The 26600-nt window shown below is 41.5% G+C and carries 27 protein-coding genes; 22 read left to right on the plus strand and 5 right to left on the minus strand.

Annotation, left to right across the window (positions count from 1 at the left end; all coding sequences use genetic code 11):
* Positions 1-415: 415 nt before the first annotated feature.
* The 12 genes from BV214_RS00465 (at position 416) to BV214_RS00520 (ending at position 12118) form a co-directional block, all read left to right on the plus strand.
* The gene (locus tag BV214_RS00465) at positions 416-1246 is read left to right on the plus strand and encodes a prephenate dehydratase (RefSeq protein WP_086475510.1); all 831 of its coding nucleotides are present in this window, start codon (positions 416-418) and stop codon (positions 1244-1246) included.
* Positions 1243-2385 (plus strand): pyridoxal phosphate-dependent aminotransferase, encoded by a 1143-nt coding sequence (locus BV214_RS00470; RefSeq protein ID WP_086475511.1) that lies wholly within the window; start codon positions 1243-1245, stop codon positions 2383-2385. The genes BV214_RS00465 and BV214_RS00470 overlap by 4 nt, the downstream gene beginning before the upstream one ends.
* 90 nt (positions 2386-2475) lie before the next feature.
* Complete coding sequence (locus BV214_RS00475) at positions 2476-3333, plus strand: prephenate dehydrogenase (protein ID WP_086475512.1); 858 nt, start codon at positions 2476-2478, stop codon at positions 3331-3333.
* 11 nt (positions 3334-3344) lie between these two features.
* Positions 3345-4427: a bifunctional 3-deoxy-7-phosphoheptulonate synthase/chorismate mutase type II gene (locus BV214_RS00480; protein ID WP_086475513.1), complete on the plus strand. Its 1083-nt coding sequence runs from the start codon at positions 3345-3347 to the stop codon at positions 4425-4427.
* A 167-nt stretch (positions 4428-4594) separates the two neighbouring features.
* Positions 4595-5281, plus strand: a complete 687-nt coding sequence (locus BV214_RS00485; protein ID WP_086475514.1) for a head GIN domain-containing protein — start codon at positions 4595-4597, stop codon at positions 5279-5281.
* Between the two features lie 309 nt (positions 5282-5590).
* Positions 5591-6541: a ribosome small subunit-dependent GTPase A gene (rsgA, locus tag BV214_RS00490; protein WP_086475515.1), complete on the plus strand. Its 951-nt coding sequence runs from the start codon at positions 5591-5593 to the stop codon at positions 6539-6541.
* On the plus strand, positions 6541-6993 hold the full coding sequence (gene dtd, locus BV214_RS00495) for a D-aminoacyl-tRNA deacylase (RefSeq protein WP_086475516.1): 453 nt from the start codon (positions 6541-6543) through the stop codon (positions 6991-6993). The genes rsgA and dtd overlap by 1 nt, the downstream gene beginning before the upstream one ends.
* Before the next feature lie 69 nt (positions 6994-7062).
* Positions 7063-7389 (plus strand): nucleotide pyrophosphohydrolase, encoded by a 327-nt coding sequence (locus BV214_RS00500; RefSeq protein WP_086475517.1) that lies wholly within the window; start codon positions 7063-7065, stop codon positions 7387-7389.
* 81 nt (positions 7390-7470) lie between these two features.
* Positions 7471-8700: a 3-phosphoshikimate 1-carboxyvinyltransferase gene (locus BV214_RS00505; RefSeq protein ID WP_086475518.1), complete on the plus strand. Its 1230-nt coding sequence runs from the start codon at positions 7471-7473 to the stop codon at positions 8698-8700.
* Positions 8701-8794: 94 nt separating this feature from the next.
* On the plus strand, positions 8795-9844 hold the full coding sequence (gene queA / locus BV214_RS00510) for a tRNA preQ1(34) S-adenosylmethionine ribosyltransferase-isomerase QueA (protein ID WP_086475519.1): 1050 nt from the start codon (positions 8795-8797) through the stop codon (positions 9842-9844).
* 88 nt (positions 9845-9932) lie between these two features.
* Positions 9933-10979, plus strand: a complete 1047-nt coding sequence (gene rlmN, locus BV214_RS00515; RefSeq protein WP_086475550.1) for a 23S rRNA (adenine(2503)-C(2))-methyltransferase RlmN — start codon at positions 9933-9935, stop codon at positions 10977-10979.
* A 203-nt stretch (positions 10980-11182) separates the two neighbouring features.
* Entirely contained in the window at positions 11183-12118 is a 936-nt protein-coding gene (locus BV214_RS00520; RefSeq protein ID WP_223883401.1) for a polyprenyl synthetase family protein, read from the plus strand.
* 152 nt (positions 12119-12270) lie between these two features.
* On the opposite strand, the gene BV214_RS00525 is transcribed toward BV214_RS00520, so the two are convergent.
* A complete protein-coding gene (locus tag BV214_RS00525) occupies positions 12271-12549 on the minus strand; it encodes a zinc-ribbon domain-containing protein (protein WP_086475521.1) in 279 nt (92 codons plus the stop codon).
* A gap of 116 nt (positions 12550-12665) precedes the next feature.
* Between BV214_RS00525 and dnaG the strand changes: the two genes are divergently transcribed.
* Positions 12666-14642, plus strand: a complete 1977-nt coding sequence (gene dnaG, locus BV214_RS00530; protein ID WP_086475522.1) for a DNA primase — start codon at positions 12666-12668, stop codon at positions 14640-14642.
* Positions 14643-14741: 99 nt separating this feature from the next.
* Here the strand turns inward: dnaG and BV214_RS00535 are convergent, their stop codons facing one another.
* Both BV214_RS00535 and nadE read right to left on the minus strand, forming a co-directional pair.
* On the minus strand, positions 14742-15371 hold the full coding sequence (locus tag BV214_RS00535; RefSeq protein ID WP_086475523.1) for a response regulator: 630 nt from the start codon (positions 15369-15371) through the stop codon (positions 14742-14744).
* Between the two features lie 144 nt (positions 15372-15515).
* The gene (nadE, locus tag BV214_RS00540) at positions 15516-16328 is read right to left on the minus strand and encodes an NAD(+) synthase (RefSeq protein WP_086475524.1); all 813 of its coding nucleotides are present in this window, start codon (positions 16326-16328) and stop codon (positions 15516-15518) included.
* A 94-nt stretch (positions 16329-16422) separates the two neighbouring features.
* Between nadE and gldB the strand changes: the two genes are divergently transcribed.
* From gldB to BV214_RS00555, 3 genes are all read left to right on the plus strand, one after another.
* Positions 16423-17391, plus strand: coding sequence for a gliding motility lipoprotein GldB (gene gldB / locus BV214_RS00545; protein ID WP_449371713.1), 969 nt, complete (start codon positions 16423-16425; stop codon positions 17389-17391).
* A gap of 33 nt (positions 17392-17424) precedes the next feature.
* A complete protein-coding gene (gene gldC, locus BV214_RS00550; protein ID WP_086475526.1) occupies positions 17425-17760 on the plus strand; it encodes a gliding motility protein GldC in 336 nt (111 codons plus the stop codon).
* Between the two features lie 106 nt (positions 17761-17866).
* Positions 17867-18244, plus strand: coding sequence for a hypothetical protein (locus BV214_RS00555; RefSeq protein ID WP_086475527.1), 378 nt, complete (start codon positions 17867-17869; stop codon positions 18242-18244).
* Positions 18245-18335: 91 nt separating this feature from the next.
* On the opposite strand, the gene yihA is transcribed toward BV214_RS00555, so the two are convergent.
* Positions 18336-18950 (minus strand): ribosome biogenesis GTP-binding protein YihA/YsxC, encoded by a 615-nt coding sequence (gene yihA / locus BV214_RS00560; protein ID WP_086475528.1) that lies wholly within the window; start codon positions 18948-18950, stop codon positions 18336-18338.
* 76 nt (positions 18951-19026) lie between these two features.
* Positions 19027-19791: an alpha/beta fold hydrolase gene (locus tag BV214_RS00565; protein WP_086475529.1), complete on the minus strand. Its 765-nt coding sequence runs from the start codon at positions 19789-19791 to the stop codon at positions 19027-19029.
* 263 nt (positions 19792-20054) lie between these two features.
* Here BV214_RS00565 and mraZ point away from each other — a divergent pair, with 263 nt between their 5' ends.
* The 6 genes from mraZ to mraY all read left to right on the plus strand — a co-directional run bounded on the left by mraZ (position 20055) and on the right by mraY (position 26600).
* Positions 20055-20519, plus strand: coding sequence for a division/cell wall cluster transcriptional repressor MraZ (gene mraZ, locus BV214_RS00570; RefSeq protein ID WP_086475530.1), 465 nt, complete (start codon positions 20055-20057; stop codon positions 20517-20519).
* Complete coding sequence (rsmH, locus tag BV214_RS00575; RefSeq protein WP_086475551.1) at positions 20506-21402, plus strand: 16S rRNA (cytosine(1402)-N(4))-methyltransferase RsmH; 897 nt, start codon at positions 20506-20508, stop codon at positions 21400-21402. The genes mraZ and rsmH overlap by 14 nt, the downstream gene beginning before the upstream one ends.
* Before the next feature lie 77 nt (positions 21403-21479).
* Positions 21480-21803, plus strand: coding sequence for an FtsL-like putative cell division protein (locus tag BV214_RS00580; protein ID WP_086475531.1), 324 nt, complete (start codon positions 21480-21482; stop codon positions 21801-21803).
* Positions 21803-23809 (plus strand): penicillin-binding protein, encoded by a 2007-nt coding sequence (locus BV214_RS00585; RefSeq protein WP_086475532.1) that lies wholly within the window; start codon positions 21803-21805, stop codon positions 23807-23809. The genes BV214_RS00580 and BV214_RS00585 overlap by 1 nt, the downstream gene beginning before the upstream one ends.
* Positions 23806-25269, plus strand: a complete 1464-nt coding sequence (locus BV214_RS00590) for a UDP-N-acetylmuramoyl-L-alanyl-D-glutamate--2,6-diaminopimelate ligase (protein ID WP_086475533.1) — start codon at positions 23806-23808, stop codon at positions 25267-25269. Before BV214_RS00585 ends, BV214_RS00590 begins: the two co-directional genes overlap by 4 nt.
* A 110-nt stretch (positions 25270-25379) precedes the next feature.
* Positions 25380-26600, plus strand: a complete 1221-nt coding sequence (mraY, locus tag BV214_RS00595; protein ID WP_086475534.1) for a phospho-N-acetylmuramoyl-pentapeptide-transferase — start codon at positions 25380-25382, stop codon at positions 26598-26600.

The raw sequence follows: 26600 nt of genomic DNA on the forward strand, positions 1-26600 counted from the left end.
AAATAAGGGTTTTTCCATAACCTTTGTTTGTCGTTATATTTCCTTTCTCAATTTTAGTTTAATGGGGTGGTAATCAGGGGGGATCCGTCGGTGTTTAAAAAGGGAGATGCGAGATTCTTAAGATGCCAGGTGTTTTGAGGTCGATTTCCTAAGTTGTTGTGTATGAAACTGCGAAATGTGAAAAAAGAATAAATTTAAGCAGAAGTTTTGAAATTAATTATTACTTTAGCCCAAGTTTTAAAAGAAAATGACAAAGCAATATTTCGGGAACGGTTTTTATTTTTACTTCTTTTTTCAAAGAGGCATGGGGCTGTTCTAACATATTTTAAATGTATATATAGATGAAAGTCCCGTGTAAAGCGGGACTTTTTTTTTGGGGTAAACTAGGATAAACTCCGTTTGGAAGAAAATAACAATGGCATTGAAAATAGCAATACAAGGAATAAAAGGTTCTAATCACCACCAAGTGGCCAAGAACTATTTTGGGGATAAGGTAGACTTCGTGGAATGTCCCTCTTTTGATAATTTAGTAGATCAGTTGCTGCTAAAAAAGGCAGACACTGGCGTATTGGCTATAGAGAATTCCATAGCGGGGTCTATTATTCCAAATTATGCACTGGTCTTTAGTAAGAACTTACATATCATAGGGGAGCAATATTTGAATATCCACCATCATTTAATGGTCCTTAAAGGACAGACGATGGAGGATGTAAAAGAGGTGCATTCGCATCCGATGGCCCTGTTGCAGTGTAAGGAGTTCTTTAAAGATTATGGCCATATAAAATTGGTAGAAGATGTAGATACGGCAGAGACCGCCAAAAGAATTCAAGAGAACCAGTTAAAGGGAATTGCAGCCATTGCGCCAAAGGTGGCTTCGGAACTTTACGATCTAGAGGTTATTCAGACCAACATACAGACGATAAAGGAAAACTCTACCCGATTCATTATCGTAAAGACCCAAAATAAGGTGTGGCCAAAGGAAGAGATCAACAAAGCTTCCGTGCGTTTTTTAACGGATCATAAAAGGGGGAGTTTGGCAACCATTTTAAATGTGATGAGCGATTGTAACCTAAACCTAACTAAGATCCAATCTTTACCAGTGATAGAAATGCCTTGGAAATACTCCTTCTTTGTGGACGTTACCTTTGAAGCGTATGAGCATTTTGAAAAAGCCAAATCGCTGTTGGGAATTATGGCAGAAGAATTTAAAGTATTGGGTGAATATAAAAAAGCCAAAAGAATATGAAAATCGCAGATAGATTAAGTACGGTGGAAGAATACTACTTCTCTAAAAAATTGAGGGAAGTAAGGGGATTGGTGGCAGAAGGGCGACCCGTGATAAACATGGGGATTGGGAGTCCGGATATGGCGCCTTCCCAAGCAGTATTAAACGCGGTTACAGAGGCCATTGTCCATGACGGGGCACACCAGTACCAAAGTTATCAGGGATTGCCCGAATTAAGGGAGGCCTTTACGCAGTTTTATAAGAAGCGCTTTAAGGTGGTGTTAGACCCCCAAAACGAGGTATTGCCCTTAATGGGTTCTAAGGAGGGGATAATGCACATTAGTATGGCTTTTTTAAATAAAGGCGATGAAGCATTGATCCCAAATCCAGGCTACCCCACCTATACATCCGTAACCAAGTTGGTGGAGGCAGTACCTCGCTATTACGATCTTACGGAAGAAGGAGGCTGGTTTCCAGACCTGGAGGCGTTGGAAAAACAAGACCTTTCCAGGGTAAAGATCATGTGGACTAGTTACCCTCACATGCCAACGGGAGCAACTGCAACCGTAGCTCAATTGGAAGAGCTTGTGGCCTTTGCAAAGCGAAACGCGATTTTATTGGTGAATGATAACCCATATAGTTTTGTGTTAAACGAACACCCCATCAGTATTTTGGGTGTAGAAGGTGCTAAGGAGGTGGCCTTGGAATTGAATTCCCTTAGCAAAACTTTTAATATGGCTGGTTGGAGAGTAGGTATGGTCCTGGGAAATGCAAGGCATATTGAGGCTATTTTAAAGGTAAAGAGCAATATGGACTCTGGGATGTTCTACGGCATTCAAAAGGGAGCCATAGCAGCCTTAAATAGCGATGACGCCTGGTTTCAAGAGCTAAGTAAGGTGTACGATAACCGCAGGGAGTTAATCTATCAATTGGCAGATAAGCTTAACTGCGTGTACGATAAAAAGGCCGTAGGAATGTTTGTTTGGGCCAAACTGCCCGAAGGAATCTCCTCTGCCGAAAATTTTATTGATGAGGTGCTTTATGATAAAAATATATTTATCACCCCTGGCACCATATTTGGGAGTAATGGAGAGGGGTATATAAGGTTTTCTCTCTGTGTAAAAGCCGATCAAATAAAAGAGGCGATTGAACGATTTTAAAAATAATAATTTGGATAGGATAAGGCTGTTGTACAAGGAGTTAAATGCAGATCTCCAGTTTTGTTCTTTTAGGATATAAGTAGCGTAACAATGAATGTATTTGTAATAGGAGTAGGATTAATAGGAGGTTCTTTTGCGAGGGATTTAAGGAAGGTAGAACCCAATGCCCGAATCTATGGGATTGATGCCAATATTAGTCATTTGGAGGAGGCCTTGTCCCTTTCCATAATTGATGAAAAAGCAGACTATAGCCTACTTCCACAGGCAGATCTTGTGATGGTGAGCATCCCTGTGGATCAAATGGTGCGGGAATTGCCTATTATCTTGGATGCCGTACACGATGAGGCTATTGTAATGGATGCAGGCTCTACAAAATCCTTGATCTGTAAAACTTTGGAGAACCATGTTAACAGGCGTAATTTTTTAGCATGCCATCCTATTGCGGGTACGGAATTTTCTGGACCGTCCGCGGCAATTGAAGGCCTGTTCGATGGTAAGACAAATATTATTTGCGAAATAGAGAAAACGGCATTCAAGCTTCAGGAGCGCGCCCTAAAGTTGCTTCAGGAAATGGGGATGAGAATCCGATATATGAATCCCGTGGCACATGATAAGCATATTGCCTATGTTTCGCATTTATCACATATCAGCTCTTTTATGTTAGGAAAGACGGTTATAGACAAAGAGCGAAATGAACGTGATATTTTTGACATGGCGGGAAGTGGATTTGAAAGCACTGTACGCTTGGCAAAAAGCTCGCCTGCAATGTGGACGCCTATCTTTAGACAGAATAGGGATAATGTGATTGAAACCTTGGACGAGTACATAGCCAACTTGCAGTCTTTTAAGCAAATGCTAGTGGAAGACGATTATGATGGCATTTATGATGAGATGAACAATACCAATAAAATAAAGGGAATATTAAACGGAATACCACTTAATAAATAAAGAGTAGAGAAATGGAAAATTCAAAACAAATGAGAGCATGGTTGGACGATATGAAATTGGACCACCCATTAGTGATTGCCGGACCATGTAGTGCGGAGACGGAAGAGCAGGTAATGCGAATTGCAAATGAGTTAAAGGATACCGATGTAAATTACTTTAGAGCCGGAATCTGGAAGCCAAGAACCAGACCTGGTATGTTTGAAGGGGTTGGGGCATTAGGTCTAAAATGGTTGCAGAAGGTAAAGGCAGAAACCGGATTGAAAACGGCTACCGAAGTGGCTAATAAAGCACATGTAGAGTTGGCTTTAGAGCACGATATAGATATGCTATGGGTAGGAGCCAGATCAACCGTAAGTCCATTTATCGTTCAGGAAATTGCAGATGCATTGGAAGGCACGGATAAGGTGGTATTGATTAAAAACCCAGTAAACCCGGATTTAGCCTTGTGGTTGGGGGCTGTAGAGAGATTGCATTCTGCCAATATTAAGAATTTAGGGGTAATCCACAGAGGGTTCTCTACCTATGAGAAAACCAAGTACAGAAATATCCCAGAGTGGCAAATGGCGATTGAACTGCAGACTAGGTTCCCAGACCTTCCTATAATTAATGATCCTTCCCATATTACTGGGAAAAGAGATATGGTTTTTGATGTTTCTCAAACAGCCTTGGACCTTAACTTTGATGGATTGATGATAGAAACCCACTACGATCCGGATAATGCTTGGAGTGATGCTGCTCAGCAAGTGACACCAGCTACCTTGGTTCAAATGATGAGGGATCTTAAGATGAGAAAGGAAACCAACGAGGAGATGGAATACAAAAACAGTTTAAGCAACCTAAGGGCCCAGATAGATGTTATTGATAATCAGGTAATCGATATTCTTGGAAAGAGAATGAAGATTTCGGATAGCATCGGGGAATTGAAGAAGCAAAAGAACGTGGCTGTATTACAAAGCAACCGATGGAATGCCATTTTGGGGAATATGATCTTGGAAGGGGAAGCTAGAGGATTGAGCGAAGAATTTATTCTTAAAATGTTCAAGGCCATCCACCAGGAGTCTATTAATCACCAGGAGCGAATTATTAATTCATAAGGCGATAAAAGCAGTTTTATTCAAAAAAAACCCGCCTTACGCGGGTTTTTTTGTGAATTGTTTTGCGCTGTGAAAGGGTGATAAGTGAGGGGTGTCTGGTGAAATTATACATAACAAAAGAACCACATCGTAGGGATTAAAAGCTTCGGTGGATAAATAAAAACAATATGAAAACGAAAATTATAGTAGCAATCTGCACCTTGTTGGGTTCCTATTCCATGCTGGCCCAGCAGAAAGTAGAAAGGGCGGTGGGCGACTTCAATGAGGTGAAGGTGTACGACTTAATTGAGGTGAGCCTACTCAAGGCTGAGGAAAGCAAGGTGGTAATAAAGGGAGAACACGCAGAGGAGGTTCAGATTATTAATAAAAACGGAACGCTAAGGTTGAAAATGGCCTTCAATAAAAAATTCCGTGGAGAAAATACCTTTGTAGAGGTGTATTATAAGGAGCTTGATTTGATAGATGCAAACCAAGGGGCCAAGATACGGGTAGTGGAGCCCTTGTCGCAAGAGGCAGTCCGACTTAATGCTCAGGAAGGTGCCACAATCCATGTGGAATTGGCCGTGCAGGAGGTCCGCTCTAGGTCCATTACAGGAGGAATTGTAGAGGCTTCTGGAGCCACAGAAAAACTGGAGGTAGTACTGGGCACAGGGGGTGTTTTTGAAGGTAAGTCCTTGAAAAGTGAAGAGGCAACCGTAAGAATTACTGTTGCTGGGGAAGCCGAAGTATATGCCTCGGAGAAGGCGGATATCAATATGAGGATTGGGGGGAATGTAGTGCTCTACGGTAATCCCAAGGAAATAAACCAGAATAGTTTTGCCGGAGGGAGAGTGAAGGTCATCGGTAGGGACTAGTTATTATCTAATGGCTAATTGCCAGTCCGTGATAGCAATGAAGTAGAGGCCGAAAAATTCCAATTTTTTGGAATTTTTCGACCTTCGTATTTTTAAGGGGAGGGTTGGAAATTTAGTGGTGAGCGGTACATGTTTTCTGCTAGTCTTGTCCTATGTAAGCTCCTTGGATACTAGGAGGGTAGCTAGTAAAGTAGTAGAAATTGAATAAAGTGTGAGGGTGTAGGGTTTAAGAGGTTGATCGTTACACTGTAACAGCTGGTTTTGTGAAACTAAAGTTGTTTCTTTGTAAAATAAAAGACGAATGAATACATGAAGGGAACCGTTTATAAATCTACTGGAAGTTGGTACACCGTTAAATCGGAGGAAGGCGTATTTTATAACTGTAGGATCAAGGGAAGATTCCGTTTAAAGGGAATAAAGAGTACTAATCCTATAGCTGTAGGCGATAAAGTAACTTTTGACGAAGACCCTTCTTCCGAGGAGGCACAGGGCGTTATTACGGAAATACAGGACCGGAAGAATTATATTATTAGGAAATCGGTCAATCTATCCAAGCAGACCCATATCATTGCCTCTAACCTGGATCAAGTATTTTTGATCGTGACCCTAAACAACCCTACTACTTTCACCAATTTTATTGATCGCTTTTTAGTAACGGCAGAGGCCTATAACATTCCCACAATATTACTATTCAATAAAATTGACACTTACAGTTCGGAAGAACTGGATGAGATTAGGTACTTGGCTGCCCTTTACAGGGAAATAGGCTATACCTGTATTGGGATTTCGGCAGCAAGCGGGAAAAATGTAGACAAAGTAAAAGAATTGATGCTGGGCAAAACCAGCATGTTCTCTGGTCATTCTGGCGTGGGAAAATCTACTTTGGTCAATGCTATTGAACCAGAGCTGAATTTAAAGACCAAGGATATTTCCAGTCAGCATTTGCAAGGGCAGCACACTACTACCTTTGCAGAAATGTTTGACCTTAATATTGGGGCTAGAATAATTGATACCCCAGGTATTAAAGGATTTGGGATCGTAGATATGGAGCCAGAGGAAATTGGGGATTATTTTCCCGAATTCTTTGAGTTGAAGAGTGAATGTAGGTTTAATAATTGCCTGCACATAGATGAGCCACAATGCGCTGTAAAAGAGGCGCTGGATCAGGATAAGGTGGCGTGGAGTAGGTATAAGAGTTATGTGCAGATGATAGATGGGGAAGAGGAGAATTACAGAACGGATATTTACGGAGAAAAATAATGAGAGCAGTAATACAGAGAGTTTCCCAGGCGAGTGTAACTGTGGAAGGTGAGGTAATTTCAGAGATTTCTAAGGGGGTTTTGGTGCTTTTGGGGATAGAGGAAGCAGATGGGGAAGAAGATATCGCATGGCTTTGCAGAAAGATAGCCAACCTTCGGATATTTAACGATAGTGAAGGAGTAATGAACGAATCCTTACTACAGCAAGAGGGCAATGTAATTGTGGTGAGTCAGTTTACCCTTCATGCCGCTACTAAAAAAGGAAATAGGCCCAGTTATCTCAAGGCGGCCAAACCCGATACTGCCATCCCATTATACGAGCAATTTGTAGCCCAAATGGAAAAGGAAATTGGGAAAAAAGTAGGAACAGGCGTTTTTGGTGCAGACATGCAAGTGGCCATGATCAATGATGGACCCGTTACTATACAAATTGATACAAAGAACAGAGAATAGGTTATTACTCCGGTTGTAATAGATGTGAAGGAGTAACGGAATTACAGTTTTGTCAAAAAAATCGAAATAATGAACATAAAAGACGCGCAGTTAGCGGTAGATGAATGGATAAAAGCCCACGGGGTACGATACTTTAATGAGCTTACCAATATGGCTCAACTTACCGAGGAGGTAGGGGAGGTGGCACGTATTATTGCTAGGCGCTATGGAGAGCAAAGTGAAAAGGAATCGGATAAAGATAAAGATCTAGGGGAGGAATTGGCAGATGTGCTTTTTGTGGTGCTATGCTTGGCCAACCAAACCGGCATCAACCTACAGGAGTCTTTTGATAAAAAACTGGACTTAAAAGCAACTAGGGATCACGATCGTCATCACAGCAATAAAAAGCTGAAATAATAGTATATTTGTAGCTTGCGTTTTTTGGGCATCACCAAAAAATAAAGAAAATCAATACTATTATTATAAATCCCGAATATTTTGAAAGTATATCTATCTGCCCCGCCCAGCTCTTTGTTAAAAGCTAAAATAAAAATAACCGGATCTAAGAGTGAATCCAACAGGCTCTTGCTTCTGCAGGCACTTTATCCCACTATTGCTATAGAGAACCTTTCCAACTCGGACGATGCCGAGGTAATGCAGAAAGGTCTTGCTATAGCTAATGGCACTGTAGACATCCATCATGCCGGTACGGCAATGCGCTTTTTAACAGCTTATTTTGCCACTCAGGAAAACAAGGAGGTGGTGCTCACAGGTTCTAAACGGATGACGGAACGACCTATAAAAATTCTGGTGGACGCCCTAAAGGAATTGGGAGCAACTATCCATTATGAAAATAATGAGGGGTATCCCCCTATTAAAATTAAAGGGCAGAAGCTGACCAAAAGCAAGGTGAGCTTGCCTGCCAATGTGAGTAGTCAGTATATCTCTGCGTTGTTATTGGTAGCACCTAGCCTGGAAAATGGGTTAGAATTAGAACTGGTAGGGAAAATTACTTCAGTGCCCTACATTAAAATGACTTTAGGACTACTTGCCCAGATAGGCGTGGAAAGTTCTTTTGAAGGCAATACCATTAAGGTGCTGCCCCAAAAATCGGTTGAAGCCGCTACGCAAGTAGTGGAGTCCGATTGGAGTTCTGCCTCCTATTTTTATAGTATTGTGTCGCTTTCAGACGTGGGGTCGGAAATTACCCTATCCTCTTATCGCAAAGACAGCCTGCAGGGAGATAGTGTCCTCGCCGAAATTTATAAGGATTTTGGTGTGGTAACCGTTTTCGGGGAGCACGAAGTTGTATTGCGTAAAACCGCAGCAGTAAGCGATAAGAAGATTGAGATAGATCTTGTGAATGCGCCAGATATTGCACAAACCATTGTTGTGAGCTGCTTTGGCCTCGGAATTGGATGTCACTTAACGGGCTTGCATACGCTTAAAATAAAAGAAACGGATAGGCTAGAGGCCTTAAAGACGGAATTGGGAAAATTGGGTGCCCCTATCTCGGTAACGGACAAGACGTTAACCTTGGAGCCTTCTAGTCAGATAAATAAAGATATCGCGATAGATACCTATAATGACCATAGAATGGCAATGGCTTTTGCCCCCTTGGCACTAAAAACCGACCTGTTTATCAATGATGCGGGGGTAGTTTCTAAATCGTATCCAGATTTTTGGAAGGATATGGAAAGTTTAAATTTTCCAGTAGAAATTAGCTAATTATGATTTAAATGCCAATTTACTTGACAACCCCTATGTCAACATCGTATATTTGCAGCCGCAAAAGTTTAACTTTAAATAAGGTAAATACTAAATGAAATTATCGCACTTCAATTTTGAGCTTCCACCGGAATTATTGGCGGAGTACCCTGCAGAGAACCGGGACGAGTCCAAATTAATGGTAGTACACAGGGAAACTGGTAAAATAGAACACAAACTATTTAAAGACCTAATTGATTATTTTGATGAGGGCGATGTTATGGTGCTCAACAACACCAAGGTATTTCCAGCAAGGTTGTACGGGAATAAGGAAAAGACCGGAGCTAGAATAGAAGTATTTCTATTGCGCGAATTAAATGAGGAGCAAAGACTATGGGATGTTTTGGTAGATCCTGCCCGTAAAATACGAATTGGTAATAAATTGTATTTTGGAGAGGATGAATCTTTGGTAGCAGAGGTAATCGATAATACCACCTCTAGAGGTAGAACATTGAGATTCCTTTACGATGGCTCTTATTACGATTTTAGAAGAAAATTAAAGGAATTGGGGGAAACTCCTTTGCCAAAATATATTAAAAGAGTGGTAGAGCCTGAGGATGCTAAGCGCTACCAAACTATTTATGCCAAGCATGAAGGAGCCGTTGCGGCACCTACTGCAGGGCTGCATTTTTCCAAGCACTTATTAAAAAGATTGGAAATTAAAGGGATAGATTTTGCTGAGCTTACCCTTCACGTAGGACTGGGAACTTTTAACCCTGTGGAGGTAGAAGACCTTTCCAAGCATAAGATGGATAGCGAAGAGCTGGTAATAGACGAGAAGGCTACGGAGATAGTAAACAACGCCAAGCGAGAAAAACGTAGGGTGTGTGCCGTAGGTACCACAGCCATGCGTGGCTTGGAAAGTGCGGTTTCTACACAGCAAACGCTGAATACGTTTAATGGGTGGACCAATAAATTTGTTTTCCCTCCTTACGAATTTAGTATCGCAAATGCTATGGTGACCAATTTTCACTTACCAAAATCAACCCTATTGATGATGGTATCGGCCTTTATGGGGCACGATCTAATGAAGAAGGCCTATAAGGAGGCGATCATGGAAGGCTATAAGTTTTATTCTTATGGAGATGCCATGCTGATCATATAAGTAGGAAAAAATAATTTGAAAATCCCGTACAAATGCAGATTATTCTGGATTGGCGGGATTTTTTTGTTTAATCAATTACCTTTGTGCCGTGGAATTAGCTAAGAAGAAAAAGGACATAAGAGCGTTTACCAAAGATCAACTCAGGGAATTTTTTATTTCCCAAGGGGATCAACCCTTTAGAGGCAATCAGGTTTATGAATGGCTCTGGCAGAAATCGGCCCATAGTTTTGAGGATATGACCAACCTCTCCAAAGAAACTAGGCAGATGTTGAAGGATAATTTTGTGATCAACCACATCAAGGTAGATCAGATGCAGCGCAGTAGTGATGGCACTATAAAGAATGCCGTTCGCCTGCACGATGACCTGGTGGTAGAATCGGTCCTTATTCCCACCAAAACAAGAACTACCGCCTGTGTATCTAGTCAGGTTGGTTGCAGCTTGGATTGTAAATTCTGTGCTACTGCGCGACTTAAGCGGATGCGAAATCTAAATCCGGATGAAATTTACGATCAGGTAGTGGCTATTGATAATGAGAGTAGGTTGTATTTTGATAGGCCTTTGACCAATATTGTTTTTATGGGGATGGGAGAGCCTTTAATGAACTATAATAACGTTCTAAAGGCCATAGATAAGATTACTTCCCCCGAAGGCTTAGGGATGTCGCCCAAGAGGATTACGGTCTCTACCTCCGGGGTTCCCAAAATGATCCGTAAAATGGCCGATGAGGGAGTGAAGTTTAACCTTGCCGTATCCCTGCATTCGGCAATAGATGAGGTTAGGACCTCTATTATGCCCTTTAATGCCACCTTTACCCTAGCCGATCTTAGAGAGGCCCTGGAGTACTGGTATCAGAAAACCAAGAGTAGAATCACCTATGAGTATGTGGTTTGGGAAGGGATTAACGATAAGCAAAAGGATGTGAATGCCTTGGTGGAATTCTGCGGATTTGCACCTTCCAAGGTAAACCTAATAGAATACAACCCTATTGACGATGGTCAATTTAAACAGGCCAGTAACGACGCCATTGATAGGTACGTGAATACCTTGGAAAGAAATGGAATTACCGTAACGGTTCGTAGGTCGCGAGGGAAGGATATTGATGCCGCCTGTGGGCAATTGGCCAATAAATCATAAAGGGGGTTTCTTCTTGTTCTGTATTTTATAAGGTTTGTTTTTCTGCGAAGCCTTAAATTCAAAAGATTGATCTTATATTAAAAAAGGACTATCTTTTACTATTTTTTTTGCCTAATTTTGCGCCACAGAATCACCAATCAAAATATAGTCCTATCTACCCGTTAAAAATTGTATCCCAGATAAAGGAGCCGATAAATATGGAAATGGAGCTTTTTGAAAAAAAGTTCTACGAATCCATGTCCTCTAATGTGGCGTTGCTAAATAGGATTACCTATTATATCGTTAACCGTAAGGGTAAGCAAATGCGGCCTATGTTCGTGTTTCTAACTGCCAAAATGCTTAACCAGGGACAGGTGAATGATAGGACCTATAGAGGGGCGGCAGTCATAGAATTAATCCATACCGCTACTTTGGTTCACGACGATGTGGTGGACGATAGTAACAAGCGAAGGGGCTTTTTCTCCATAAATGCCCTTTGGAAGAACAAAATTGCCGTACTAGTGGGAGATTACCTCCTTTCCAAAGGATTGTTGCTTTCTATAGATAATGGGGATTTCGACTTGCTGCGGATTATTTCCGTTGCCGTTCGCGAAATGAGCGAAGGGGAGTTGTTGCAGATAGAAAAGGCAAGACGCCTAGATATTACCGAAGAAGTTTATTACGAGATTATCAGGCAAAAGACAGCTACCTTGATTGCTGCTTGTTGTAGCTTGGGGGCCTGCTCCGTAAAGCCCGATTCTGAGGATGTAGAAATCTTTAGGAAATTTGGAGAGCTTATTGGTATGGCCTTTCAGATTAAGGACGACTTGTTTGATTACGGGGACGAGCGCATAGGGAAACCTACCGGGATCGATATTAAAGAGCAGAAAATGACGCTTCCTTTAATTTATGTGCTTAACAACTGTAGCAAGGAAGATAGGAAGTGGTTAATCAACTCCGTTAAGAATCACAATAAGAACAAAAAGCGGGTGAAACAGGTAATCGCTTTTGTAAAGGAAAACGGGGGCTTGGAATATGCCGTTAAGAAAATGCTGGCATATAAGGAAGAAGCACTTGCCCTTTTGGAGCCTTATCCCGATTCGGACTATAAAAATTCACTGATCATGATGGTGAATTATGTGGTAGATCGAAAAAAATAATACAAAATATCTTTCGACCTTCTTTTTGACGGGGTATAAAAATCATCTTTCCTCTTAAAGCAAATAAAGGCAGGGCATCATTTCCAGGGAACTATTCCTAGATCTGGATCAATGGATTATTGTGTCTCTATTGTAGGATGTAATTTATGTACTTAGGATTCGTTTTTAAGAGCCAAACGGATAGTGTCCTGGCTAACCCCTTGTTGCTGTAGTACCTCGGTAAATTCGTCCTCATAATAGGTTTTCTTGCAATGGGAACAGCTAATAATTGTGGAGGTGCTGATCTTAAAGAGCGAGATCCAAAAAAGGTGGAAATAGATGCTGCTGGTCACCGCAGTGAGCGTATTCTTTTGTTCGCAATAAGGGCAAGCAATGTGCGGAACCGTTTTAGTGAATGTTTTTCCCGGCTTGGTACCCAAAAATAAAATCATTGACTATTTCTTATTAGTTTTAAATAGGTGGATAAAGTTACGCATTTTGGGAAGGAAATGAATGGTTTTCCTCTTTTTGAAATAGTATCTTTAGCCATTGTAAAAAACACGGTAAATTGATTTCAAAAGCTACTATAGATCAAGTATATGAGGCCTCCAGGGTAGAGGAGGTGATAGGTGAGTTTGTGCAACTAAAAAAATCGGGCACCAACTTTAAAGGGCTCAGTCCGTTTAGTGATGAGCGTACCCCTAGTTTTATGGTTTCTCCCGTAAAACAGATCTGGAAAGATTTTAGTAGTGGCAAAGGGGGGAATGTAGTGGCATTCTTAATGGAGCACGAACATTTTACCTATCCGGAAGCCATTAAATACCTTGCCAAAAAGTACAATATAGAAGTAGAGGAAACCCTACAGACCGATGAGGACAAGGAGAAGTTAAATGAGCGGGAAAGCATGTATCTCGTTTCGGAATATGCCAAGGATTATTTTTCTGAAATTTTGTGGGAGAGGGAGCAGGGCAAGGCTATTGGATTAAGCTATTTTAAAGAAAGGGGCTTTACGGACGAGACCATCAAAAAGTTTGAGTTGGGCTACTGCCTAGATCAGTGGGATGGCTTTACTAAAGCTGCATTGGACAAGGGGTATCAGTTAGAGTACCTAGAGAAAACGGGACTCACCATAGTGAAGGAAGATCCTGCGAACCCCAATAATAAAAGAACTTTTGACCGCTTTAAAGGAAGGGTGCTCTTTCCAATCCATAGTATGAGTGGACGGGTCTTGGGGTTTGGTGGACGTATATTGACCAACGAAAAGAGAGCGGCTAAATATTTAAACTCCCCAGAAAGTGATATCTACCATAAGAGTAGGGTGCTATACGGTATTTATTATGCTAAGCAGGCAATAGCCAAAGAAGACAATTGCTATTTGGTAGAAGGATATACGGATGTAATACAGATGCACCAACGCGGAGTGCACAATGTAGTGGCATCTAGTGGAACTGCCCTAACTCCAGATCAAATTAGACTGATTAACAGGTTAACCAAGAATATTACGGTGTTGTTTGATGGGGATGCAGCAGGGCAAAGGGCGTCCCTTAAGGGGATAGACCTTATTTTGGAGCAGGGTATGAACGTAAAAGTATGTTCATTTCCGGCGGGAGAAGATCCGGATAGTTTCTCCAAAAACAATGAGTATGAAGCGGTAGTGGCGTATCTCCAAAAACATTCCAAAGATTTTATACAGTACAAGGCTTCCCTTTTAGTAAACGAGGCAGCCAATGACCCTATTAAAAGGGCAGATACGGTACGGGATATCGTAAATAGTATTTCTAAAATCCCAGATAGGATTAAAAAGGAAATCTATATCCAGGAGTGCTCCCAGATTATGAAGGTTTCCGAAGCGGTACTTTTTAATACACTGGCGCAAATTGGGAAAAAAGATTCGGCAGATGCACAGAGAAAAGTGAAGCAACAGCCACCTACCTTTGATGTGGTTAAAGCCGAGCCGCAAAAGAAATTGGATGTTCAGTACGAGTTGGAGCGAAAGATTATAGAAATCTTGCTGCTTTATGGAACTATGGAGGCCGAGTTTGAAGATCTGGTCTTAAAGGAAAATGAGCAGGGAGATTTGGAATTGGAGCCCGAATCGATTGATGCAAAAGTGTTCGAGAAAATATACCTGGACTTACAGGATGATGAGGTGGAATTGGCGAATGAGCAATTTCGTAATATTTATTACAAGCTCATAGAGGAAATGAATGAAAAGGAAGATTTTTCCATTACATCGTTTATGGCTAACTTAAATCAGGAGTTGGCATCGGAAATTTCCTCCATATTAATGGAAGAGGAGAAGTATTCTTTACATCAATGGGATCGCAAGGAGATTTATCCGAAGGAAAAGGAAGTTGGAGTGGCGCAATTGGTGAGTGAAACCATATTAACCTTAAGGTGTTATCTGATTAAAAAACGTATAGCTTCCCTACAAGAGAGTACAGAGGAAAACCCCTCTGAAACAGTGGAGACATTAGAGGAAATAATGAATTATATTCAGTTGAATGTGCTCCTCAATAAAAAATTGAACAGGGTTTTTTCATAAAGATATACACTATTCCCAGAGGTTTGTATAATACGATAGTAGTGGGTTTAACTTTTTGTGAGTTGAACCCCTTCTTCAATTGAACCCTGCCCTTAGGTGTTAGTACAGTTCCAAGGCCTTTGCCTGCTGTAATAAATCTACAAGATTGTCTACGTTTAGTTTACGCATCAATCGTGCTTTGTAGGTGCTTACAGTTTTCTCGTTCAAGCTAAGGTCTTGTGCAACCTCTTTGTTGCGTTTTCCGCTAGCCAATAGCTTAAGAACCTCTACCTCTCTTGAGGATAGTTTTCTAAAGAATCTCCTTGGCTTTTGGGTGCCCTCATCAAATGCGAGGCGCTGGGCTAGTTCGTTGGTGATGAACATGTTACCCTCACTTACCTTTCTAATGGCGCTTACCAAGTACTCTAGGTCAGAGGATTTGGAAAGGTAACCAAAGGCGCCTGCACGGATAGTACTTAGGGCGTAAACGTCTTCAGACTGGCCGCTGTAAATCAAAACCCTTATGCCAGGGTATTCCTTTTTTATTTTTCTTAGCGTTGCAATACCATTAATGGTAGGGATGTCCATCTCCAAAAGTATAATGTCTGGGGAACTGTTTTCTAAATAGTTGAAAAGTTCCGAGGTGGTTGCAACATCGCCTATCACTTGAATATCGGAAGTGGGCTCTAAAACCTGTTTAATACCCACTCTTACAACGGGATGATTGTCTGCAATTAAAATTTTAATCATTTTAGATGGTTTTGTAGATGCCAATTTTCACAACTGCGTCTTTGATTGCTGACACGTATTGTAAGATTAAACAATCCTAGTTCTTACACAAAGCTCTTGCTTTTAAATAGAAATCAAAAGTTTTACTCTGTATATTCGATTTAATTACTTGGTTCTTAGGTGAGATGCCGTTTTTAGCTCATTTGGAATTTCACAAACGGGGATTGGAACCATTTTATGCCTGTTCGCCTTATTTAGGCTATTAAAGATACGGAAAATTTCCTTTTCTCTGTCAATAAAATCGGATTCAGTCTTTCCATTTTCAAACATCTCCATGGCCCACTCCAATTCAGGGTAGGTAGCTCCCAGTTGATCTTCGTCTGTTCTATCGTCGCCCCAAAGTCCGTCCGTAGGTGCCGCCTGTATAATTTCTGGGATTATGCCCAGTACATTCGCTATTTCGTAGACCTCAGATTTTAAGAGATCCGCAATAGGACTTAGGTCTACCCCGCCATCACCGTATTTGGTGTAAAACCCTACACCAAAATCTTCTATTTTGTTACCGGTACCTGCAACCAGGAGTTTGTCTAAGGCCGCAAAATAGTACAGGGTGGTCATTCGTAAACGCGCCCGGGTATTGGCTAAGGACATAAATCTATCTTCCTCCTTGTCTACGCTGGGGACACTTTCTACAAAGCTGTCAAAAACCGGTGTGAGGTTAATAGTATTGCTTCTAACATTTTGGAAGTTGTCTTTTAGCCAATTAATATGGTTAGTTGCGCGCTCTTCCTGATTTGCCATTTGATGAATAGGCATCTCCAAGCAAAGTAGTTCCAATCCGGTCTTAGCACATAAGGTGCTCGTTACGGCAGAATCTATGCCGCCGGATATACCGATGGTAAATCCCTTCATCTGTGCCTTTTCGGCGTAATCTTTTAACCAGTCAACAATATGGTCTATAACTTTTTCGGTTTGCATCTAAAGGGTTTATATGATTTTAAAAACTTAACTTTGCACAGTAAAAATAATACCTAAGGACTAGAATATAAAACATTATCATATTTTGTTGAGAATGCACAGCGCTAAATGGCTCTTAAGTCTGTTAATGATAGCTTTCTACGGTTGTGGGGAGATTGATAAAACGGCTGAGGAAATTTCAAAAATAACGGTGGAAATGGAGGTTTCCAGATTTGATAAGGAGTTTGCTCAGGTAACGCCAAGCGGTATTCCTCAATTGAAGGAAAAATACCCCTATCTATTCCCGGAAAAATATCCAGACAGTGTTTGGGTGGCTAAAGTTCAGGATAGCCTTCAGTTGGCACTATTGGAGGAGGTTCAGTTGACTTTTCCTGATTTTGATAAGGAAAAGGAGAGGTTGGAAAACCTATTTAAGCATATAAAATACTATTATCCCAAAAGTCCATTGCCTAAGGTGGTTACGGTAACTTCGGATGTGGATTACAATAACAGGGTGATTTTAACAGATAGCCTATTGTTAATTGGTCTGGATAATTATCTAGGGCCCTCCCACGAATTCTATAGCGTAATCCCAAAATATATAGCTCAAGGCCTGGATAAAAAATACTTGGAGGCCAATGTGGCAAGTGCCTTCGCTAAAAAAGTGATTCCCACCCCTACGGAAAGGTCATTGCTTTCTTGGATGGTCTACTACGGAAAGGAGCTTTATTTAAAGAGTACGTTGTTGCCGTTGGCCTCAGAGGAGGTGGTGCTGGGATACCGTGCGGAGCAATTGGAGTGGGCAGCTGCAAATGAAGAGCAGATTTGGAGGTACTTTATAGAGCGAGAACTTTTGTATAGTACAGATAATAAATTGGGACCCAGATTTCTGGATCCAGCTCCTTTTTCCAAATTTCAATTGGAATTGGATAACGAGTCGCCTGGTAGGATAGGTCGGTATATTGGCTGGCAGATTGTAAAGGCGTTTATGGATAATAATGAGGTTGGGCTGCAGGAGATGTTAGTCTTGCCAGGGGAGGAATTATTTAGAAAGTCTAGATATAAGCCCAGGAAATTGAATTAGGTTTTATTATTGAAATTATATTAACATACAAGCATGTCAAAATTACATACATCGGAAATTAATTTAGAAATTACTTTAGATGAAAACCGGGTTCCGGAAAAGCTAATGTGGTCCGCAGAGGATGGAGGCGTCTCCAAGGAGGAGGCAAAAGCAATCTTATTGTCTGTATGGGATAGTAAGAATCAAGAGTCCTTAAAGATTGATTTATGGACCAAAGATATGCCGGTAGACGAGATGCGCGTTTTCTTTCATCAAACCTTAGTGTCCTTGTCTAATACCTTTTACAGGGCAACGCAGGATGAAAAAATGACGGCAACTATGAAAGATTTCTGCGATTATTTTGCGGAGAAATTGGAGTTGAAGAAATAACCAGATATTATAAGGGGCTTAAAGTAGGCCCCTTATTTTTTTTGTATAAATGAAAGTTCTATTCACCTGTCCCGACTAATTATTCTATAGGTTTAACAAGGGCGCTATGGCTGCAACAACAAGTAAACACTTAGTGTTTGTGTACAATGCCAAATCTGGACTGGGAAATTCGTTAATGGATGGGGCCCATAAGATTCTTGATCCGAAGACGTATGCTTGTTCCCTTTGTGCCATAACGCACGGTGCCTTTACGGAGAAAAAGCGTTGGAAAAAGTTTAGGGAGGAATCTGGTTTAACAATGCAATTCCTGTATAAGGACCAGTTTCTTAAAAAGTATGGAAATACCCAAGAAGGGGAGGTAAAGTTCCCTGTTATCTTTGAGTTGGTCCATGGAAAACTCCAAATGTTTTTAAATGCAGCGGCTATAAACGCCCTAAAAGATCAGGAGGGGCTTATTCAAGCAATCCAGGAGCTTGGGGTTTGAAGCAAGGAAGCCTTAGGCTTTAGGTTTCATTTATAATGGCTAGCCCTTGTTGATTTGAGAGGTAATGTTAGGATTGAAAAAAAAGTATCTCCTAAAGTGTGGCTTTAAAAAAGCTTTCGTTTAACGAGTCTATGTAGTCTAGGAGCTCTTCTTGGCCTAGTCCACTGGCGGAGGAGGTTACAAAGTATTGTGGCGCTTCTTCCCAGATTCCTTCTAGTAATTTGTGGATGTAGTTGTTTACGTGATTCTCAATGGCTTTGGGGCGTAGCTTATCGGCCTTGGTGAAAATTATGCAAAACGGGATCTGATTTTCGCCCATCCATTCCATAAACTCAAGGTCTACTTTTTGGGGTTCGTGTCTAATGTCGATCAAAACAAAGGCGCAAACCAATTGTATGCGCTCCAAAAAGTAGTCGGTAATGTATTTCTGAAAGGTTTTTTTGTCCTTTTTGGAGACACGTGCGTAGCCATATCCAGGTAAATCTACTAAGAACCAATTCTCATTGATTTTAAAATGATTGATCAATTGGGTCTTACCGGGCCTGCCCGAAGTTTTGGCCAATCCCTTTCGCTGCGTAAGCATATTGATAAGGGACGATTTGCCAACGTTGGAACGTCCTATAAAAGCGTATTCAGGTATCGGGTCCTTTGGACAATTGGATACATTGGAATTGCTCATAACAAAGTCGGCCGACTTTATTTTCATAGGTGTTCAGTTTTTAGGTTATATCTTCCGCAAATCAACGGTGGGGCCTGAAAAATTATTTGCGAAACTTATTTTATTAGAGTTGCCTTTCTTTTAGCCAGGCTTCCAAAATCCTATTAAATTCTTCCGGATGCTCCATCATTGGGGCATGCCCACATTTTTCTATCCAGAAAAGATCGGATTCGGGGAGGAGAGTGTCAAACTCCTCTGCAACATTAGGTGGGGTAACCTGATCGTTCCTTCCCCAAATTATACAGGTTGGGGTAAGCATATGAGGGAGGTCCTTAGACATATTGTGCCTAATAGCGCTCTTGGCAATAGCTAGCGTCTTTACCAATTTCACACGGTCGTTGACCGTTGCATATACTTCATCAACAATCTCCTTGGTAGCTACTGCGGGATCGTAAAAGACATCCTCTGCCTTTTTCTTTATAAATTCGTAATCCCCCCTTTTTGGATACCCATCACCCATGGCACTTTCATAGAGTCCGGAGCTACCGGTAAGGACTAAGGCCTTTACCTTTTTCGGGTATAGTTTGGTGTATAATAGACCGATATGTCCACCCAAGGAATTCCCTAAAAGAATAACGTTTTCTAATTCTTTGTGGGTAATAAAACCATCTAAAAACTTTGCGAAGCTCTTGACGTTAGTCTTGAGCATGGGCATGTCATATATGGGGAGTTCGGGAACAAGTACTTTGTAGCCCATAGCTGGAAAGTGATCCATTACCCCATTAAAATTGCTTAGTCCGCCCATAAGTCCGTGAAGAATTATGATTGGTGTTCCTTCGCCCACTTCCATGTAACGGTACTTCCCTTCTTTATTTATTTTGTTTTCCATGCACGAATGCTTGTAATCTTATGATGGCAAATATAGACAATTCATCATTACGCAAAGGTGACCAAATTTTTATAAAAGCCAAATTATTATTTTTTTTCCTACTTTTTTAGTGATTTCAACAAAAATCCAATCGGGGGAAACACCCTGTTTCACCTCCGAAATGAGGTGCTATATCGGATTTTATCAACAAAGTGGTATTTTGTGGTAAAATGTGGTAATAAATTCTATATATTTGAGTTGTCAATATATAACCCAGCTACTTCGTGATAAATTTCATCGGAACATTTGATTGTAAGGCAGATACCAAGGGTAGGGTGATGCTTCCGGTGGCGCTAAAAAATCAAATGTCCCCAGTGCTTAAGGATGGATTTGTCCTTAAGCGATCCGTTTTTCAGCCATGTCTGGAATTATACCCTATGGCGGAGTGGAATATTTTGATGCAGAAAATGAAAAAAATGAATCGGTTTTCGAAAAAAAACAACGATTTCATTCGACTGTTTTCAGCTGGGGTAAAGGTAGTGGAAATTGATACAACCGGAAGGTTGCTGATCCCAAAAGATTTGGTGAAGGTGGCCGGGATTAAGAAAGAGGTGGTGTTGAGTTCTGCTATCGATATTATTGAGATTTGGGATAAAGAGAGTTATGAAAAATCGCTGGGAGATACAGTGGAAGATTTTGCGAGTTTGGCAGAAGAAGTAATGGGAGGAGATGACTATGAGCTATCATAATGCAGTATTGTTAAAGGAGTCCGTTGATGGACTGGCTATTAAGCCGGATGGGGTGTATGTAGACGTCACCTTTGGTGGAGGTGGGCATTCCAGGGAAATCCTTAGTCGCTTAGGGGAAAAAGGTCGTTTATTGGCTTTTGATCAGGATGAGGATGCTCTGCAGAATACAATTGAAGATGAGCGTTTTCTCTTGATAAATCAGAATTTTAGATACCTAAGACAATATCTAAAATTTTACGGCGTGACCAAAGTGGATGGGGTGTTGGCAGATTTTGGGGTTTCTTCCCATCAGTTCGACAAGGCAGAGAGGGGGTTTTCTACGCGCTTTGATGCGGATCTGGATATGAGGATGAGCAAAACCAATAAGCTGTCGGCCAATGAGGTGGTGAATAACTATGATTACGACGAGTTAAGGAGAGTGTTGTTCGATTATGGGGACTTGCGAAACGCTAATGCAATGGCGAAGGCCATATTGGCACATAGGGAAACAGAGCCCATAAAGACCACTGCGCAGTTGAAAGAAGTGTTGGCTGCATTTTTACCCAAGCATAGGGAGCATAAGATATTGGCGCAGATATATCAAGCCATTAGGATAGAGGTGAATCAAGAGATCCAAGTGATAAAGGAATTCTTAGAGCAGGTTCCCGAAGTGATGGATGCAGGTGGAAGGCTTAGTGTAATTAGCTATCATTCCTTAGAAGATAGACTGGTGAAGCGATTTGTGAGAGCGGGTAGTTTTGAAGGGGAGCCAGAAAAGGATTTCTATGGGAATATAGACGTGCCGTTTAAGAAGGTGGGTAAATTGATTGTTCCCTCTAAGGCAGAGATAAAGGAAAATAATAGGGCACGAAGTGCCAAGCTAAGGATAGCGGAGCGGATTTAGTTGGGTTTGTCCAGTCTAAAACTGATTGTGGATTCTATTTGGTTTTTGAAGTATATAATATATAAGGTATAAGAACAGTGAAAAAAGGATTGTTGGATTTGTTAAAAGGTAAGTTTTTGGTGAGCGGAGGTGCGCCCAAGAATTGGCTGTTTATCATATTTATTTCTTTTTTGGCCACCATCATGATTACGAGTTCCCATAATGCCGATAGTAAGGTGCATAAAATTGCAGCCTTAAATGAGGAAGTGAAGGAGTTGCGAAGCGAGTTTGTGGAGGTGCGTTCGGATATGCAAGAGTTGAAGCTAGAGTCTACTATCTTAAAAATTGTAGAAGGGAAGGGGTTGTTTCCATCGGAGACGCCTCCAAAAAAAATAAAAGTTAAAACCGTAAAGGATAATTAGTGGCGGTAACGGAGAAAAACATATTGGTCCGATTGTATATAGTGGCAGGATGCCTTTTCCTGTTCGCTGCGGCTGTGTTGGTGAAACTGGTCAGTATACAAATGGTAGATGGTGATAAGTATAAGCAGCTTGCCATGGCCCGTACAGAGAAGGTGTTTACCATTGCTCCGAAGAGAGGTAATCTCTATTCCGATGACGGGAGTCTGTTGGCTACATCCGTTTCTAGGTATACCATCCGATTTGATGCCGTTACGGTTAGAGATAAGGATTTTGAGGAGCATATAAAACCCTTGTCAGATTCCTTGGCAAAGTTGTTGGGGAAACCCACTGCCCATTACCAGCGGTTGCTGCGTAAGGCGAAGGTAAATAATGATAGGTATGCGCTGGTGGCCCGTAACTTGGATTATTCCGACTATGTGGCCATTAAGAAATTTCCCTTGTTTAATAAGGGGCCTTATAAGGGCGGGTTAATTATAGAGCAAAAAATTGTTCGGGAGCATCCCTTAGGGAAGATTGCCGAGCGTAGCGTAGGTTATGAACGTGTAGACGAGAACGGTTACTATACCAGAGTGGGCTTGGAAGGTGCTTTTGGGGAGTATCTAAGAGGGGAAGAGGGAAAGCGTCTAAAACAAAGGATAGCCAAGGGGCAATGGAAACCCATTGGGTTAGACAATATTAAGGAGCCCAAGGACGGGTATGACGTGGTTTCTACGATAGATATCAATATACAGGACATTGCACATCACGCTCTTTTAAGGCAGTTAGAGAAATACGAGGCAGCACACGGAAGTGTTATTGTTATGGAAACCGAGACCGGAGAAGTAAAGGCTATTTCTAATTTGGGGAGGACTTCCGATGGGAAGTATTATGAGCGGTTAAACTATGCTATAGGGGAATCGCACGAACCAGGATCTACCTTTAAATTAATGTCCATGGTGGTGGCCCTAGAAGACAAGGTGATTGATACTAGTACCGTAATAGATACAGAAAAGGGATTGTACCGCGTCTATAATCGTACCGTAAGGGATTCCAAGTGGGGAGGGTATGGAAAGATTTCTATGGGTAGAGCATTTGAGGTGTCTTCCAATACCGCCTTTGCCAAGGTTATTAATAACTACTATAAAGACAATCCAGAAAAATTTGTAAACCGTTTAATGAACATGAACCTTCACAGGGAATTGGGAATGCCTATTAAAGGGGAAGGAAAGCCAGTAATTCGTTATCCTGGGGATAAGGGTTGGTCCGGGGTTTCCCTAGCGTGGATGTCATATGGGTATGAGGTGTCTCTTACTCCCTTGCAGACACTTGCCTTTTACAATGCTATTGCTAATGACGGGGAATTGGTAAAGCCAAGGTTAATCAAAGAAGTTAGGGAGTGGGATAAGACCATTATCAAATTTGATAAAGAAGTGATTAACCCATCTATCTGTTCTAAAGAGACCGCCGCCAAGGTGAGGCAGTTGCTTAAAAATGTGGTAGAGAAAAAGCATGGTACGGGGCATAGGTTATACTCTCCCAATTTCTCCATGGCGGGGAAGACGGGAACCACTCAAAAGAACTATTCCTCCAAAGATCCAGATAAGCTTGGGTACATATCCACCTTTGCGGGATATTTCCCGGCAGATGAACCAAAATACTCCTGTATTGTGGTGATTCACGAGCCTGATAAAAGCGTTGGTTATTACGGGGGCGATGTAGCGGGACCGGTTTTTAAATCGGTAGCGCAAAAGATATATGCCAGTTCCCCAATCATAGATGAGGTGGATTTAAATGAAGCGGGAGGGGAAAATTTAAACGAGGCCTATCAGGACTTTTTCGCCGCCGCAAATAAGAAATACAGTCAGTTGCCCAACGTGGAGGGCATGAGTGGTATGGATGCCATTTCCCTTTTAGAAAATTTGGGAATCACCGTAGAGGTTAAAGGCAACGGAAAGGTGAAAAAGCAATCCGTTTTAAAAGGAACCGATCTAAAAAAGGTCGATAAAATTATATTGGAACTATCATGAGATCCCTAAAAGACATATTATATGGAGTGGGACTTTCTGCAGTGAGTGGATCTACCTCGCAGCTAGTCAATGCCATTTCCTTTGATTCCAGGAAAGTGGAGGCAGGCAATGTCTTTGTAGCCATTAAGGGGGTGTTGGTAGATGGGCATCAGTATATCGATAAGGCTATCGAAGCTGGTGCAAATTCCATTGTTTGTGAGACGCTCCCAGCCAATATGGTTGGTGGTATAACCTATGTGGAAGTGGATGATGCCAATAGGGCCTTGTCCATTATGGCGTCCAATTATTATGGAAACCCCTCCAAGAGTTTAAAGTTAGTAGGGGTTACGGGTACCAATGGAAAAACAACCGTAAGCAGCCTGCTGTATCGTTTGTTTAAAAAAGCTGGGTATAAAGTAGGGCTTATATCTACCATAAAAATTATGGTCGATGAAAAAGAATATCCAACCTCCCTTACCACACCGGATGCACTCACCATAAACAAACACCTGCAGCTGATGACCGAAGAAGGGGTAGAGTTTTGTTTTATGGAAGTGAGTTCGCACGGATTACATCAAAAACGAACCGAAGGGCTAGTGTTCCAAGGAGCTGTTTTTACAAACCTCTCCCATGACCACTTGGATTACCACGCTACTTTTTCGGCCTATAGGGATACAAAGAAGTTGTTGTTTGACAACCTTCCCAAAAAGGCCTTTGCCCTTACCAATATAGACGATAAGAACGGTCTTGTAATGTTGCAGAACACCAAGGCTAGAAAGGTGACTTATGCCTTAAAATCCTATGCGGATTATAGGGCGCAAATATTGGAAAATCAGTTTGATGGACAGTTGTTGAAAATAGGTGACCATGAGCTTTGGTCTAAATTGATAGGATCCTTTAACGCCTATAACCTCCTCGCCATCTATGCCACCGCAGAGTTATTGGGGTTGGAGCAGTTGGAGATACTGAGGTTAATGAGCGAATTGGGGAGCGTAGATGGAAGGTTTCAAAATATGCGATCTAAGGAGGGAATTACTGCATTTGTAGATTATGCCCATACTCCGGATGCATTAAAAAATGTCTTGGAAACCATCAACGCACTGCGTACCGGGAATGAGAATGTGATTACCGTTGTAGGTTGTGGTGGGGATAGGGATAAAACCAAGCGCCCCGTGATGGGGAATATTGCTAGTACCCTTAGTAATACGGTAATATTTACCTCGGATAACCCTAGAACGGAATTGCCATCAAAAATTATTAGTGAGATGGAAGCAGGGGTAGAAGCGCAAAACTTTAAAAAAGTATTGTCTATAGAGAATAGGAGGCAGGCTATTAAAACTGCATGTCAGTTAGCCAAGGCCAATGATATTATTCTGATTGCGGGCAAGGGACACGAGACCTATCAGGAAACCAATGGAGTTCGGGTGGAATTTGATGATTTTAAAATAGTAAAGGAGTTTTTAATCGAAATGGGAAAATAACCCTGTAAATGGGTTGGAGAAAGAGCATGGGAAGAGGAAGAAGTATAATAGAAGGTAATATGGGAAGCCATACGAACATAACCGTAAATCAGTAAAACACAGACTAAAGAATGTTGTATTATTTGTTCGATTATTTAGATAAGGAATATGACCTGATTGGGGCAGGACTCTTTCAGTACCTCTCCTTTCGTGCTTCACTGGCGGTATTGTTGTCCTTACTGATCGCAACGGTGTATGGAAAAAAGATTATTGTATTTCTTCAAAAGAAACAAATTGGGGAAACAATTCGTGACCTAGGATTGGAAGGACAGCAAAAAAAGGCGGGAACTCCAACTATGGGAGGGCTCATCATTATTTTGGCAACCTTAATCCCTATCCTCCTTTTTGCTAAACTAGGAAATGTTTACGTGCAATTACTGGTAGTTACCATGCTATGGATGGGAGCTATAGGTTTCTTGGACGATTATATAAAAATTTTTAAGCGAGATAAGGAAGGATTAAAGGGAAGATTTAAGGTCTTGGGCCAGGTAGTCTTGGGACTTATCGTGGGGGTTACCCTGTATTTTCATCCCGAAGTCACCATGAAGGAAAGGGCGCAAGTAGCCGTCGTAGAGAATATGCAGGTAGTGCCTAAGTTGGGGGATGAGATTAAATCCATTAAAACAACAGTTCCTTTTTTCAAGAACAACGAATTGGACTATGCTAGCTTTATCTCCTGGATGGGTGAGGGCGCTAAGGATTATGCGTGGTTAATATTCATCCCGATCATTATCATTATTGTGACCGCCGTTTCTAACGGGGCAAATCTTACCGATGGGATAGATGGTTTGGCAGCAGGAACATCGGCTATAATAGTGGTGACGCTTATGTTGTTCACCTGGATTTCGGGCAATATAATTTTCTCCAATTACTTGGATATAATGTTTATTCCCAGGGTGGGGGAGCTGGTAGTATTTACTGCTGCCTTTGCTGGTGCCTTGGTAGGGTTTTTATGGTATAATGCATATCCGGCCACAGTATTTATGGGAGATACGGGTAGCCTTACCATTGGGGGGGTAATAGCGGTAATCGCTATAATCATTAGAAAGGAGCTGCTTATCCCAGTGCTGTGCGGAATTTTCTTTGCAGAGTCCATTTCGGTTATGTTGCAGGTAGGATATTTTAAGTATACCAAGAAAAAACTGGGAGAAGGGAAGCGTATTTTCCTTATGGCCCCGCTACACCACCATTACCAGAAAAAGGGATACCACGAGAGTAAGATCGTTACCCGGTTTTGGGTAGTAGGTATTCTTTTGGCAGTAGTGACTATTGTTACCCTAAAACTGAGATAA

It is taken from the genome of Arenibacter amylolyticus, assembly GCF_002150785.1.
In the GTDB taxonomy this organism is placed as follows: domain Bacteria; phylum Bacteroidota; class Bacteroidia; order Flavobacteriales; family Flavobacteriaceae; genus Arenibacter; species Arenibacter amylolyticus.

Bases quoted from the DNA above. Each gene is read 5' to 3' on its own strand.
- BV214_RS00465 (WP_086475510.1), top strand. From the start codon at position 416: ATGGCATTGAAAATAGCAATACAAGGAATAAAAGGTTCTAATCACCAC.
- BV214_RS00470 (WP_086475511.1), top strand. From the start codon at position 1,243: ATGAAAATCGCAGATAGATTAAGTACGGTGGAAGAATACTACTTCTCT.
- BV214_RS00475 (WP_086475512.1), top strand. From the start codon at position 2,476: ATGAATGTATTTGTAATAGGAGTAGGATTAATAGGAGGTTCTTTTGCG.
- BV214_RS00480 (WP_086475513.1), top strand. From the start codon at position 3,345: ATGGAAAATTCAAAACAAATGAGAGCATGGTTGGACGATATGAAATTG.
- BV214_RS00485 (WP_086475514.1), top strand. From the start codon at position 4,595: ATGAAAACGAAAATTATAGTAGCAATCTGCACCTTGTTGGGTTCCTAT.
- rsgA (WP_086475515.1), top strand. From the start codon at position 5,591: ATGAAGGGAACCGTTTATAAATCTACTGGAAGTTGGTACACCGTTAAA.
- dtd (WP_086475516.1), top strand. From the start codon at position 6,541: ATGAGAGCAGTAATACAGAGAGTTTCCCAGGCGAGTGTAACTGTGGAA.
- BV214_RS00500 (WP_086475517.1), top strand. From the start codon at position 7,063: ATGAACATAAAAGACGCGCAGTTAGCGGTAGATGAATGGATAAAAGCC.
- queA (WP_086475519.1), top strand. From the start codon at position 8,795: ATGAAATTATCGCACTTCAATTTTGAGCTTCCACCGGAATTATTGGCG.
- BV214_RS00520 (WP_223883401.1), top strand. From the start codon at position 11,183: ATGGAGCTTTTTGAAAAAAAGTTCTACGAATCCATGTCCTCTAATGTG.
- BV214_RS00525 (WP_086475521.1), bottom strand. From the start codon at position 12,549: ATGATTTTATTTTTGGGTACCAAGCCGGGAAAAACATTCACTAAAACG.
- BV214_RS00535 (WP_086475523.1), bottom strand. From the start codon at position 15,371: ATGATTAAAATTTTAATTGCAGACAATCATCCCGTTGTAAGAGTGGGT.
- nadE (WP_086475524.1), bottom strand. From the start codon at position 16,328: ATGCAAACCGAAAAAGTTATAGACCATATTGTTGACTGGTTAAAAGAT.
- gldB (WP_449371713.1), top strand. From the start codon at position 16,423: ATGCACAGCGCTAAATGGCTCTTAAGTCTGTTAATGATAGCTTTCTAC.
- gldC (WP_086475526.1), top strand. From the start codon at position 17,425: ATGTCAAAATTACATACATCGGAAATTAATTTAGAAATTACTTTAGAT.
- BV214_RS00555 (WP_086475527.1), top strand. From the start codon at position 17,867: ATGGCTGCAACAACAAGTAAACACTTAGTGTTTGTGTACAATGCCAAA.
- yihA (WP_086475528.1), bottom strand. From the start codon at position 18,950: ATGAAAATAAAGTCGGCCGACTTTGTTATGAGCAATTCCAATGTATCC.
- BV214_RS00565 (WP_086475529.1), bottom strand. From the start codon at position 19,791: ATGGAAAACAAAATAAATAAAGAAGGGAAGTACCGTTACATGGAAGTG.
- rsmH (WP_086475551.1), top strand. From the start codon at position 20,506: ATGAGCTATCATAATGCAGTATTGTTAAAGGAGTCCGTTGATGGACTG.
- BV214_RS00590 (WP_086475533.1), top strand. From the start codon at position 23,806: ATGAGATCCCTAAAAGACATATTATATGGAGTGGGACTTTCTGCAGTG.
- mraY (WP_086475534.1), top strand. From the start codon at position 25,380: ATGTTGTATTATTTGTTCGATTATTTAGATAAGGAATATGACCTGATT.